The organism is uncultured Clostridium sp., assembly GCF_963527835.1.
Taxonomy (GTDB): domain Bacteria; phylum Bacillota; class Clostridia; order Clostridiales; family Clostridiaceae; genus Clostridium.
Window position 1 is genome coordinate 1 of sequence record NZ_CAURTC010000061.1, and the last position, 14,100, is coordinate 14,100.

Sequence of the window (14,100 nt, forward strand, 5' to 3'; positions counted from 1 at the left end):
ACGGTGGTGTGAGAGGACGCTAAATAAAATAATTATTTAGCTCCTACTCGATTTAGGAATTATAAAAATTTGTATTTATGGGTAAATTAATATTATAAATTTAATAAAAATGTACCTTTTAACCATAACTGTTATATATTTTTCAATTTTTAATAAAAAATATAGTAATTATTTTTTATATGAACAATATTAAAGCAACTGAATATTTTGATATAGAGAGTATTAAATTTAGTAGTGAAATAATTGAGGAGGAAATTTATGATAACGCACATTAACGATTCAAATTTTGAGAATGAAGTTTTAAATTGTAATGAATTAGTTTTGGTAGATTTTTGGGCAACTTGGTGTGGACCTTGTAGAATGTTGTCTCCAGTATTGGAGGAATTAGAAGGTGAATTTCAAAATGTTAAATTTACCAAAATAGACATTGATGAAAATCCATTATCATCTAGAGTTAATGAAATTAGAAGTATTCCAACTATAAAATTATTTAAAAATGGCAAACCAATAGAAACATCAATAGGATTTTTACCTAAAGAAGCTTTATCAGACTTAATTAAAGATAATTTATAATTTAGGAGTTTAAACTTATGCGAGAACGATATGATATTGCAATAATAGGAAGCGGACCAGCAGGCCTCTCAGCGGCGCTAAATGCTAAAATAAGAAATAAGAAATTTATTATTTTTGGGTCCAGTAATCTAAGTTCAAAGTTAGAAAGAGCCCCTAAAATTAATAATTATTTAGGCTTTTATGGCATAAGTGGTGAAGATTTAAAAGAAAAGTTTTTAAATCATATAAAGGCTATGGAAATAGATATAAAAAATGAACGAATAAATAACATCTATGCTATGGGAAAATACTTTACTTTAATGGGGAATGAAGAAGTATATGAATCTAATACTGTAATAATAGCAGCAGGAGTAGAGTACACTAAGGCACTAGATGGAGAAGAAAAATTCCTAGGAAAAGGTGTAGGATATTGTGCTACATGTGACGCACCATTATATAGAGATAAAACAGTATCTATAATATCCTATAATAAAGATGGAGAAAAAGATGCCAACTATGTTAGTGAGTTAGCAAAAACAGTATATTATATACCTATGTATAGAGGTATATACGATATAAATGATAATATTACTATAATACAAGATAAACCAGTAAAAATTATAGGTGATGAGAAGGTAGAAAGACTAATATTAAAAGAAAATAGTTTAATAACTGAAGGTATTTTTTTTCTTAAAAATTCTATATCTCCTAAGGAATTAGTGCCTGGTTTAAAGATAGTAAATGGTCATGTTGAAGTTAAAAAAAATATGGAAACTAATATAAAAGGATGTTTTGCAGCAGGAGATTGTACTGGAAAGCCATATCAATATATTAAGGCAGCTGGGGAAGGGAATGTTGCAGTATTAAATGCTGTTGCATACTTAGATTCATTAAAATAGATTAATAAATATTTATATAGAAGTAAGCATTTTAAAATGTTTTAAACATTTTAAAATGCTTTTTAATTATATAGAGATTTAGAAATTCATAAAAATTTAAACATTTATAGAATTAGAAAATTCATAAAAAATAAGTATAGCATAAAACAAAGAAATAAAAACCGTTTAGAAATTTATTCGTAGACAAAATTTGTATAAAATGATTTAATGTTTTATATAAGGGGATTTTAAATATATAGTAATTATAACAATATATTTTACGTGAATTATGGAGGTTAAAATGAATAATAATGGGCAGGAAGACAGTAAAAAACTAAAGTATTTTAGATTGCTAGCCAAGCAATATCCTAACATTGCTTTAGCATCTACAGAAATTATAAATTTAGAAGCAATTCTTAATTTACCCAAAGGTACAGAACATTTTTTAAGTGATATACATGGTGAATATGAGCCATTTGTACATGTATTAAGAAATGGATCTGGAGTTGTAAAAAGAAAGATCGAAGATCTTTTTGGCAAATCTTTATTAGAAAGTGATATAAAAAGTTTAGCAACTTTAATATATTATCCAGAACAAAAATTAGATATTGTTTTAAAAGAAGAAAGAAATATAGATGATTGGTATAAAATAACTTTAAATAGACTTATAGAAATATGCAGATTTTGTTCATCTAAATATACGAGATCAAAAGTAAGAAAAGCACTTCCATCTGATTTTGCTTATATAATAGAAGAGTTATTGCATGAACAATTTAATGGAATAGATAAACAAGAATATTATGATAGGATAATAACTACTATTATAGATATAGGAAGAGCAAAAGAATTTATAATCGCACTATCTAAGTTAATACAAAGAATGATTATAGATAGACTTCATATAATAGGAGATATATATGATAGAGGCCCAAGACCAGATATTATAATAGACACTCTTATGGAATATCATTCTGTGGATATTCAGTGGGGTAACCATGATATGCTTTGGATGGGAGCAGCAGCAGGAGTAAGAACTTGTGTTGCTAATGTTTTAAGAATATCTACACGATATGCAAACCTAGATTTGGTTGAAGAAATTTACGGAATAAATCTTTTACCTTTAGCAACCTTTGCATTAAAGTATTATAAAGATGATCCATGTGAATCATTTATTCCAAAAGTAAAGGAAGATGATCCAGCTGCAAGTCAAGAAGTAGATTTAGTATCTAAAATGCATAAAGCTATAACAATATTACAGTTTAAATTAGAAAAAGAAATAATAGACAGAAGGCCTGAATTTGAATTAGAAGGAAGATTGTTATTAGATAAAATAGATTATGAAAAAGGAACTATACTATTAAATGGAACAGAATATAAATTAAATGATAATAATTTCCCAACAATAGATCCTAAAGATCCATATAAACTTACAGATGAGGAATCAGTGCTTATAGATAAACTTGTTTATTCTTTTGTAAATAGTGATAAATTACAAAAGCATGTTAGATTTTTATTTTCTAAAGGAAATATGTATTTAAAATTTAATTCTAATTTATTATTTCATGGATGTATACCTTTAGATGATGAAGGAAATTTAAAAAGTATGTGTATACAAGGCAAAGACTATGAAAGTAAAAGATTATTAGAAAAATTTGATTCTTTATCTAGAGAAGGTTATTTTGAAAAAATTGGTAGTAAAGAAAAGACTTATGGAATGGATATAATGTGGTATTTGTGGACAGGCCCGGTATCACCTTTATTTGGGAAAAAACAAATGGCTACATTTGAAAGATATTTCATAGATGACGAAATAGCACATATAGAAAAGAAAACAGGATATTATAAATTAAGAGATCGAGAAGAAATGTGTGATATGATACTTAGAGAATTTGGATTAGATCTAAATGAATCTAGAATTATAAATGGACATGTACCAGTAAAAAAGAAAAATGGAGAAAGTCCAATAAAGGCTAATGGTAAAATGATAGTTATTGATGGTGGTTTTTCTAAGGCATATCAAAAACAAACTGGTATAGCAGGATATACGTTGATATATAATTCTTATGGATTACAATTAGTTTCACATGAACACTTCTCATCTACAGAAGAATCCATAATGAAAGAAAAAGATATTTTATCTACAACTCTTGTAGTAGAGCAAAAACTCAAACGAAAAACAGTAGAAGATACAGATATAGGTAAGGAATTACAAGTTCAAATTAAAGATTTAAAGGAATTATTATTAATATATAGAAAAGGAATAATAAAAGAAATAAGATAAGGTAAATACCTTATCTTATTTCTTTAATCACAATCATCATTAACAACAATTTTATTTAGATAAAAATAAAATTCAACGCCATTATCTATGTTTCTAAGGTTAAATTCACTATTATGAAGCTTTAATATATTCTTAACTATAGATAATCCAAGACCTGTACTGTCTTTTGTTCTTTGTCTTGATTTATCAATTCTATAGAATTTATCAAATAATTTATTGATTTCTGATTCAGGAATGTTTATACCCATATTTTTTATTGAAATTTTAAATTGATCATTTTCTTCATTTACTGATACATCTATTAAATTATGTGAAGGAGTATATTTTATTGCATTAGTTATAATATTAGTTATTACTTGATCCATTTTAAATGTATCTGCATAAACATAACTGTAAGGATTGCTGGAAGTAAAGCTAACTTTTAAATCATTTTCTTCAAATTTTAAATGATTATTTTTTAAAATTTTAGAAATTAACCTATTTATATTAAAGGATTCTAATTTAGGCTTTATAGTTCCGGACTCTAATTTTGATAGTTCTAACATATTTTTAACTAAGGTATTCATTTTTTGAGATTCACTAATTATAGCCTCTAAATAAGCTAAGGCATCATCTCCAGATACTATTCCATCTTTAAGACCTTCAGCATAGCCTTCAATTATTCCTATAGGAGTTTTTAACTCATGACTAACATTATCTACAAACTCTTTTCGCATATTTTCAAGCTTTCTTTCTTTTTCAATATCCTCCTCTAACTTTTGATTTTTTTGTTTTAAATCAGTTAAAGCATTTTGAAGATTTTTAGAAAGAAAATTTAATGTTCTAGCTAAGTTCCCAATTTCATCTTCTCTATCGACGTCACAAGAAACTGTAAAATCCATATTAGACATTTTATTAGCTACAGTATTTAAATTTGTAAGAGGTTTAGATATTAAATTAGAGTAAATAGAAGATAGAATACCTGCTATTATTGTTAAGCCTAAAAAAACATAAATATAAAATTCATCAATTACTTTTGAAGCTTCTTCGATTGGCTGAATGGATGAAACTGATATTATAACACTATCATTGTTAGACTTTAAGGACATAGGAGCTATGATACCAATTTTTTGATTTTCAGTTCCTTGGTTATAAAATCGTGTTACTTTAATTTTAGAGGACTTTATAACATCTAAAATTAAAGTTTTATCATTTATAAGTTCATCACAGAACTTAGTTAATATAGCTATATTATCTTTGTTTTCAATCTTGTTTGGCAGATACATAAGCTCTCCATTAAGAGAAAATATTGCTACTTTTGAGTTGTTGTCATTTTCAAATTTATTTAGCACTTGATATAAAGCATAGTCATCAGTATTTTGATAAGAATATAAAGTTTGAATTTTACTTATTTCTTTAACCAAAAGAGATGTTTTTCTATAAAAATAAAATCTTTCGAACAAGAATGATTGGGTAAAGTAAACTAATAATAGTAATCCGAATACAAGACAAAGAGTTATTACAAATAATCTTTTTGATAAACTATGTTTCATTATTTAACCTCGAATTTATAGCCGCTACCACGAACTGTAATTATATAAGATGATTTATCTAATAATTTTTCTCTAAGCCTTTTAATGTTAGTATCTACAGTACGAATATCACCATAATAATCAATTCCCCACACATTATCTAGTATGTTATCACGACTTAATGCAATTCCCTCATTATTTATTAGATAAATTAAGAGTTCATATTCTTTAGGTGATAAAAGTATGATGTTATCATTAACCTTAACTTCATGAGAAAGTTGATTTACACTTAACCCATTGAAATTTTGAATACTTGAATCTAAATCTTCTCTTGTTCTTTTTAGTAATGCCTTAACTTTTGCAACTAAGACTTTAGGACTAAAAGGTTTGGTCATATAATCATCTGCACCAAATTCATATCCTTCAAGTTTATCTTCTTCCTCACCTTTTGCAGTAAGGAAAATTACAGGAACATTTGATACTTCTCTAAGTTTTTCAAGCATCTCTAGTCCATTCATTTTTGGCATCATTATATCTAAGATTATTAAATCAATTTTTTCTTTACTAAATTGGAATAGACCTTCTTCTCCATCGGATGCTTCAAAAATATTAAAACCATCTTTTAAAAGATAGTCTCTAATTAAAAATCTAATTTTAAGTTCATCTTCCACAATTAACACTGATTTCTTCATAATTTATATTTCACTCCTTTAAAATTAGAATTATATACTTTTTATATATTTTAGCATTACTTTAAGAATATATCTATATAAGAGTATCTATATATTAATGAAGTTCAAATAATGTGTTATAATTTTATTTTAGAGACTTTATATAATTTAAGTAGTTAGAATTTATTAGGAGAAGAGTGAATGATAAAATTAAATTTCGATATAAAAAGGCATAAGTTAAAGAATGGATTAGAGGTAATAACGATAAAGAAAGATACGCAAATAGCGTCAATAAATATAGGCATTAGAGTTGGTGCATTTAATGAATGCTTAGAGGAAAAGGGTATAAGTCATTTTATTGAGCATTGTTTATTTAAGGGAACATATACAAGAAATGATGAAGAACTTAATAGTGATCTAGAAGCTTTAGGGGGAGAGTATAATGCATATACTGATTATGACGCTACAGTGTATACAATTAGTTGTTTGATGGAAGAATTTAATAATGGAGTATCTATATTAAGTGATATGATTATAAATTCTAAATTTGAGGAGAGCGAAATAGAAAAAGAAAGAGGCGTAATCTTGTCTGAAATAAGGATAGGAAAGGATGACTTAGAAGATTATAGTTTTAAAAATGTAAATAATATAGCATTTAGTAAAAGTCCTTTAAAATATGAAGTAGCAGGTCTTGAAAAGAATGTTAAAAAATTTACTAGAGAAGAAATTAAAAGATATTATAAAAAATATTATACACCTAATAATTCATTAATTACAATGGCTTCACCATTAAGTCATGATGAAGCGATAGAATTAATAGAAGAGAATTTTGGGAATTGGGCTGGAGAAAAAACAGAAAAAGCAGATGTTATTAAAGAAAAAAATAAGAGTATAACAAAAACTACGTACAAAAAAGATATAGAGCAAAGTACAATAATTTATTTATATACTTTTAATGAGCTAGAAAAAGAAGATGAATTACCACTTAGAATATTAAATCATAGATTGGGTGAAAGTGCGAATTCTCTTTTATTTAGGGAGGTAAGAGAAAATAGAGGCCTTGCTTATGATATATATACAAACTTAGAAATAAGTACTAATATAAAAACATTGTATATATATACGTCAGTGGCGGAAGAAAATTTAGAAGAAGCTAAGAGTGCAATTGATGAAACATTAAAAAATATTATTGATGGAAAAATTAAAATATGTGATAGGGATTTAGAAGTTATGAAAAAAGTCCATAAAACAGCAGTAATTTCAACACTAGAGGATTCTTTAGAACTTTGCAGCTATATGTTACATCAAGAACTTGATGGTGAAGATATATTTGAATTTGTTAAAGATATGGAAAGATTAAATAATATTGATAAAGTCAAAATTAATGAAGTGAGTAAAAAAGTTTTTAAAAGTCCAACTATTCATATATTAAAATCTAATTAATTTTTATTGAATGTAATATGTGTTGATATACGCAAGAGATGAAAGTGAGAAATTTAAATGGCTAAAATAACAAAATTAGAAGTTCAAAAAAGAAATAAAGAAAGAGTCAATGTGTTTTTAGATGAGGATTATGCATTTTCTATAAGTGCTGAATTGATATATAAAGAAGGAATTAAGGTAAAAGATAGTGTGGATTCAGAAAAACTTAAGGAATTAGCAAATAAAGATGCTATTATAAAATGTAGAGAAGCTGCAATAAAAACTATAGAAAGAAATTTAAAAACAGAAAAGCAAGTAAGAGATAAATTGAATTTAAAGGGGTATGATGAAGAGGCTATAACTAAAGCAATAAGTTTTTTAAAAGAGTATAACTTTTTAGATGACAAAGATTATACTAATAAATTTGTTAAAGATAAGTTGAAGTCTCAAGGGAGCAATAAAATTAGATATTCACTTATGCAAAAGGGAGTATCTAAAGATGTTATAGAAGAGGAATTAAGCGGTATAGACAAAGAAGATGAAAAAGAAAGTGCACTTGTTTTAGCACAGAAGAAGGTAAATAATCTTAGAAAAACGGAATCTGATACATACAAGATATCAAATAAGTTGTACCGCTTTTTATTATCTAAAGGATATGGATATGATATTATCAAAGATGTAGTTAAAGAAGCTATGAATTTTGAACTTTATGACTAAAGGAGAATATAAATGGAAAAAATTCTTTTATACAAAATTATAATTTTTGGTATAATAGGAATGTCAATACTGTTTAGTATAATAAAGGTGTTAAGGAATTCTAATATTGATTATGTCATTGCTCCTATAATAGATACAATAGCAAGCATATTGACATTTATGCTGATTTTGTTAAAATATGAGAATATTAATAGTATATTATCATACTTTATAAAAAACATTTTAGGAGATTTATATTTAACTAATGGAATAATCAAAATAATTGGGATTATAGCCTTATTTATAATTATAAAATTTATAATAAAATTTATAATTTCAATAATACAATCAACTATTTTTAGCGGTGGAAAGAAAGTTATAAATGAAAGTAAAACATTACTAATTATTTTTTCAACTATATTTGGTGTCGCTAGAGCTTGTATTTTTATATTGATATTATTTGTTCCTATAATAATGTTTAATTCTATTCCTAATAATCCTTATCAGATTAATATTTTTAACGATATTACTGCGTTTAATAAAGTAGAAGATATTATAGATAAAAATAAATCTAAAATCATAAATAATGGACTGATTAAGGATATAGCATCGAATAGAATTATTTATTACAATGGGGTTACTTTAGATGAAGGGGTAAAATCTAATGATGCCATTAATGAAAAGGCAAGAAAAATAGTCTCATCAAGCAAAAATGATAGAGAAAAAGCAAAAAAATTATACTCGTGGATTGGCTCTAATATAAGTTATGATTATGACAAAGCAACTAGAGTTTTAAATTCAGAAAATGTAAAGAATAGTGGAGCTATATGTACATATGAAGAAAGAAATGGTATATGTTTTGATTATGCATGTCTTTATGTAGCTATGGCGAGAGCAGCTAACCTGAATGTAAGATTAATAACTGGAGAAGCATATAATGGAGAAGAATATATAAGTCATGCATGGAATGAAGTATATTTAAGTGATGAAAATAAGTGGATTAAAGTTGATTCAACATTTTATAATGCAGGAAATTACTTTGACTGTGATAATTTTGATGATATACATAAAAAAGATAATATTGCAGGAGAATGGTAGTCTAAGAAGCATATTTATAATATACTTCTTATAAAATATAAGAAGTATATTATTTTTTTGATAATTTTGCGAGAATTAAGTTTATTGCTTTTTCGCAATCAGCATCATCATTGCTAATAGCCCATGCTATATTAAAAAATTGCAAGGCTTTATTTAGTTTGTTTTTCATAGTGTAGCAATAGCCTAAATTAAAATAATATTTACTTTCATTTTGAATAGTAAGAGCATTTTTTAACATAGTTATTGCTTTATCAAATTCCTTTAACTTAATAAAACAAACACCGGCATTATAATATGAACAAGCCTCATTTTGTTTCTGAGTAGCAGATTTTTTATAACAATCAATAGCTCGTAAATAATCTTGAGTATTGTATAATTTATTTCCTTCATTAAAATAGTTCATTTTAACCTCCAAAGATATTATTTTATAAGTTATTAAAAATAGATAAGATCTATAATATACTAATTAAATACATTTAGATTATAGACATGTAAAATAACTACTATACATAAATAAAACAAAATTGAAATAATAATGTTATATACAAATAAAAATATTAATATAGAATTTGTATTTTAATTTAGAGTAGGTGAAATTGAAGATGAAGAACTATAAAATAGGATTAGATATTGGCTCAACAACGGTTAAACTAGTTGTTCTTAATCATAAGGAGCAATTAGTATATAGTAAATATGAAAGACATTACTCTGATATAAAGAGTACCATTATAGAATTAATAGAAGAAGCATATAAAGATATTGGAAACATATGTTGTACATTGAGTGTAACAGGTTCAGGTGGACTTTCTGTATCTAAATGGCTTAATGTAGAATTTGTACAAGAAGTTATTGCATGTTCCAAAACAGTTGAAACAATAATTCCAGAAACAGATGTTGTGATAGAATTAGGTGGGGAAGACGCTAAAATAACTTATTTTAGAGGTGGTCTTGAACAAAGAATGAATGGAAGTTGTGCAGGTGGAACAGGAGCATTTATAGATCAAATGGCTGTTTTATTAAATACGGATGCTAGTGGTCTAAATGAATATGCTAAAAGTTTTAATGTTATATATCCAATAGCTTCAAGATGTGGAGTTTTTGCTAAAACAGATATACAACCTCTTATAAATGAAGGTGCAAGTAAAGAGGATATTTCAGCATCTATTTTTCAAGCGGTAGTTAATCAAACAATAAGTGGACTAGCGTGTGGAAAACCTATAAAGGGAAATGTTGCTTTTCTAGGAGGTCCATTATTCTTTTTATCAGAACTAAGGCAAAGATTTATAGAAACATTAAAATTAGAAGAAGGACAAGTGATTTTCCCTGAAAAGTCACAATTATTCGTAGCACAAGGAGCAGCATTATTATCAACAAAAAATAACTTTACAGATCTTGAGAGTATAGTAAAAAAAGTTAAAAATTTATCTCAAATAAAAGATGATGATGTTGAAAGACTAGATGTGTTATTTGAAAATGAAGATGAATATATAAAATTTAAAAAAAGACATGAAAAGTCAAAAGTAAAAAAAGGGAACTTAAATAGTTATAAAGGCAAGGCTTTTTTAGGAATAGATGCGGGATCAACAACAACTAAAATTGCATTAATAAATGATAAAGATGAACTTATATATTCTTTATATGAAGGCAATGAAGGTAATCCTCTTAAAAAAGTTATACAAATGTTAAAAGACTTATATTCAAAATTACCAAGTGAAGTTGAAATTGTAAATGCAACTGTGACAGGGTATGGAGAAGCTTTAATTAAATCAGCACTACATATTGATATTGGAGAAATAGAAACAATTGCCCACTATAAAGCCGCGGAATATTTTTTACCAGGGGTTAATTTTATTTTAGATATTGGTGGACAAGATATGAAATGCTTAAAGATAAAGAATGGAACAATAGATAGTATATTGTTAAATGAAGCTTGTTCATCTGGATGTGGTTCTTTTATAGAAACATTTGCGAAATCATTAAACATGGAAATTCAAGATTTTGCTAAAGAAGCTATTAAAGCAAAATCACCTGTGGACTTAGGTTCAAGGTGTACTGTTTTTATGAATTCAAGAGTTAAGCAGTCACAAAAAGAAGGTGCTGAAATTTCTGATATATCTGCAGGTTTATCATATTCTGTAATAAAAAATGCTTTATTTAAAGTTATTAAATTAAGAGATGAAAAAGATATTGGCGATAAAATAATAGTACAAGGTGGAACATTCTATAATGATGCTGTACTTAGAAGCTTTGAACTTGTTTCAGGAAGAGAAGCTGTTAGACCAGATATAGCAGGTCTTATGGGTGCCTTCGGTTGTGCAATAATATCAAAAGAAAGATATATAGATGGAAAAAAATCTAGTATAATTTCTAAAGATAAAATTGATAACTTTAATATGACATCAGTATTTAAGAGATGTGGAAAATGCGGGAATAATTGTCTTTTAACTGTTAATAAATTCTCTACTGACGAAGAGTTTATTTCAGGTAATAGATGTGAAAGAGCACTTGGAGTAGATAAAACTAAAAATGATATTCCTAATTTATATAAATATAAGTATAAGAGGACTTTTAATTATATTCCTCTTAAAGAGAGTGAAGCTAAAAGAGGAGTAATAGGAATTCCAAGAGTATTAAATATGTATGAAAACTATCCATTTTGGTTTAAAATTCTTACTTCTCTTGGATTTAGTGTGAAATTATCACCTTCATCAAGCAAAAATATATATGAAAAGGGAATAGAAACAATACCATCTGAATCGGCATGTTATCCAGCAAAATTAGTTCATGGGCATGTAATGTCACTTATAAATTCAGGAGTAAAAACTATTTTTTATCCTTGTATACCATATGAAAAGAATGAATTTAGTGATTCAAATAATCATTATAACTGCCCTATGGTAACATCTTACCCTGAAGTTATTAAGAATAATGTTGATGAATTAAAAAATAAAAATATAAAATATATATCTCCTTTCTTTTCACTAGATGATGAAAAAGAATTAGCAAAAAGAATAGTTCATGAATTTAAAGATTATAATGTTACATTAAAGGAAGCAGAATGTGCTATTGCTTTAGGTGTAAAAGAAAGAGATGCTTATAAAAAAGATATTCAAAATAAGGGTGAAGAAGTTTTAAGATACCTTAAAGATAATAATAAATATGGCATAGTTTTAAGTGGAAGACCTTATCATATAGATCCGGAAATAAATCATGGAATACCTGATGTAATAAATTCTTATGGTATGGCTGTATTAACAGAAGATAGTGTATCTCATTTAGGTACTTTAAAAAATAAACTTAGAGTTGTTGATCAATGGACTTATCATTCAAGATTATATAGAGCAGCACAAGTTGTAGCTGAAAATAATAATCTTGAAATAATTCAGTTAAATTCCTTTGGTTGTGGATTAGATGCAGTAACAAGTGATCAAGTTTGTGAAATTTTAAGTTCTAAAGGAAAGATATACACTTTACTTAAGATAGATGAAGGAAACAATTTAGGAGCGGCTAAGATAAGAATTAGATCATTAAAGGCTGCAATAGAAGAAAGAAGCAGAAAGAGCTATATACCATTAGAGGAAAAAGTAGAATACAATAATCCTGTATTTACAAAAGAAATGAGAAAAAGCCATACAATACTTGTACCTCAAATGTCACCAATTCATTTTAAATTGATACAAGAGGCAGCAAGATCAAGTGGATATAATGTTGAAGTATTACCTTCAATAGATGCAAAAGCAATTGATGAAGGGTTAAAGTACGTAAACAATGATGCATGTTATCCATCTATAATAGTTATTGGTCAAATGATTAATGCATTAAAATCTGGTAAATATGATTTGAATAATACATCAGTTATAATAAGTCAAACTGGCGGTGGATGTAGGGCAACTAATTATATAGGATTTTTAAAGATGGCTTTAAAACATGCAGGATTTGAAAATATACCTGTAATATCTTTAAATGCAGTAGGGCTTGAAAAACAACCAGGATTTAAGGTGAATTTTAAATTTTTAAATAAATCACTTATGGCTTTGATATATGGTGATTTATTTATGAGAACTTTATATAGGACAAGACCATATGAAAAAGAGAAGGGTTCTGCTAATGCTTTATATGAAAAATTTAATAAAAAAGCAGAAGAAAATATAAGAACTGGTAGTAAAAAAGAATTTGAAAGAAATATAAAAGAAATAATAGAAGCTTTTGATAAATTACCATTATTAGATATTAAGAAACCAAGAGTTGGAGTAGTTGGTGAAATATTAGTTAAGTTCCATCCGACTGCTAATAATAATATAGTTGGTATATTAGAAAGAGAGGGTGCTGAAGCTGTAGTACCAGATTTGTTAGACTTTTTCTTATATTCAGCATATGATGATGTTTTTAAACATGATTATCTTGCGGGAAGTTTAAAAAATAAATTTATTAGTAAATTTGCTATAGCTTATATAGAGAGCTTTAGAAAATCTATGAAGAAGTATTTAGATAATAGTAGTAGATTTACTGCACCAAAGCATATAACTGAACTAGGCAAATTAGCTTCACCAATAGTATCACTTGGAAATCAAACTGGAGAAGGATGGTTCTTGACAGCAGAAATGATTGAACTAATTGAAAGTGATGCTGAAAATATAGTATGTATGCAACCTTTTGCATGTTTACCAAATCATGTTACGGGAAAAGGTATGATAAAAGCACTTAAAGAAAAATATCCTAAATCTAATATAGTTGCAATAGATTATGATCCAGGAGCATCAAATGTAAATCAATTAAATAGGATTAAGCTAATGCTTTCAGTTGCATTTAAAAAAATAGATGAGCAAATTATATTATGCAAGGATATACAACCTGATGTAGAAGTATTAACAAAAGAAGTTAGTGTAACATTAGAGAAAAAAAAATAACATTTTATTATTTGGCTATGTTTTAGCAGCGTGTTGATATATGCATAAGCAAAGTGGACTGAGTAATTGAACTTAGGAATACTA

Annotated in this window: 10 protein-coding genes; 7 read left to right on the forward strand and 3 right to left on the reverse strand. The window is 26.6% G+C overall.

Translation table 11 applies throughout. From position 1 onward, the window contains the following. Positions 1 to 258: 258 nt before the first annotated feature. From trxA to RYM86_RS17760, 3 genes are all read left to right on the forward strand, one after another. Positions 259 to 573, forward strand: coding sequence for a thioredoxin (gene trxA / locus RYM86_RS17750; protein WP_315082150.1), 315 nt, complete (start codon positions 259 to 261; stop codon positions 571 to 573). 17 nt (positions 574 to 590) lie between these two features. Beyond that, positions 591 to 1,451: an NAD(P)/FAD-dependent oxidoreductase gene (locus RYM86_RS17755; protein WP_315082152.1), complete on the forward strand. Its 861-nt coding sequence runs from the start codon at positions 591 to 593 to the stop codon at positions 1,449 to 1,451. Between the two features lie 268 nt (positions 1,452 to 1,719). Continuing rightward, positions 1,720 to 3,711: a fructose-1,6-bisphosphatase gene (locus RYM86_RS17760; RefSeq protein WP_315082154.1), complete on the forward strand. Its 1,992-nt coding sequence runs from the start codon at positions 1,720 to 1,722 to the stop codon at positions 3,709 to 3,711. 23 nt (positions 3,712 to 3,734) lie between these two features. Here RYM86_RS17760 and RYM86_RS17765 read toward each other — a convergent pair whose 3' ends face one another. Together RYM86_RS17765 and RYM86_RS17770 are read right to left on the reverse strand one after the other, a co-directional pair. After that, positions 3,735 to 5,243 carry a HAMP domain-containing sensor histidine kinase gene (locus RYM86_RS17765; protein ID WP_315082155.1) on the reverse strand — a complete coding sequence of 503 codons (1,509 nt, stop codon included), beginning with the start codon at positions 5,241 to 5,243 and terminating at the stop codon, positions 3,735 to 3,737. Beyond that, positions 5,243 to 5,914: a response regulator transcription factor gene (locus RYM86_RS17770; protein WP_315082157.1), complete on the reverse strand. Its 672-nt coding sequence runs from the start codon at positions 5,912 to 5,914 to the stop codon at positions 5,243 to 5,245. The genes RYM86_RS17765 and RYM86_RS17770 overlap by 1 nt, the downstream gene beginning before the upstream one ends. Before the next feature lie 180 nt (positions 5,915 to 6,094). On the opposite strand from RYM86_RS17770, the gene RYM86_RS17775 reads away from it, so the two are divergent. The 3 genes from RYM86_RS17775 to RYM86_RS17785 are packed head-to-tail and all read left to right on the forward strand — an operon-like array spanning position 6,095 to position 9,109. Further along, the gene (locus tag RYM86_RS17775; RefSeq protein WP_315082158.1) at positions 6,095 to 7,336 is read left to right on the forward strand and encodes a pitrilysin family protein; all 1,242 of its coding nucleotides are present in this window, start codon (positions 6,095 to 6,097) and stop codon (positions 7,334 to 7,336) included. 57 nt (positions 7,337 to 7,393) lie between these two features. After that, positions 7,394 to 8,032 (forward strand): recombination regulator RecX, encoded by a 639-nt coding sequence (gene recX, locus RYM86_RS17780; protein WP_315082159.1) that lies wholly within the window; start codon positions 7,394 to 7,396, stop codon positions 8,030 to 8,032. A gap of 12 nt (positions 8,033 to 8,044) precedes the next feature. Further along, positions 8,045 to 9,109, forward strand: coding sequence for a transglutaminase-like domain-containing protein (locus tag RYM86_RS17785; RefSeq protein ID WP_315082160.1), 1,065 nt, complete (start codon positions 8,045 to 8,047; stop codon positions 9,107 to 9,109). A gap of 49 nt (positions 9,110 to 9,158) precedes the next feature. Here RYM86_RS17785 and RYM86_RS17790 read toward each other — a convergent pair whose 3' ends face one another. After that, the gene (locus RYM86_RS17790) at positions 9,159 to 9,512 is read right to left on the reverse strand and encodes a tetratricopeptide repeat protein (RefSeq protein ID WP_315082161.1); all 354 of its coding nucleotides are present in this window, start codon (positions 9,510 to 9,512) and stop codon (positions 9,159 to 9,161) included. A 199-nt stretch (positions 9,513 to 9,711) separates the two neighbouring features. Between RYM86_RS17790 and RYM86_RS17795 the strand changes: the two genes are divergently transcribed. Then, positions 9,712 to 14,016, forward strand: a complete 4,305-nt coding sequence (locus RYM86_RS17795) for an acyl-CoA dehydratase activase-related protein (RefSeq protein WP_315082162.1) — start codon at positions 9,712 to 9,714, stop codon at positions 14,014 to 14,016. Positions 14,017 to 14,100: the final 84 nt, after the last annotated feature.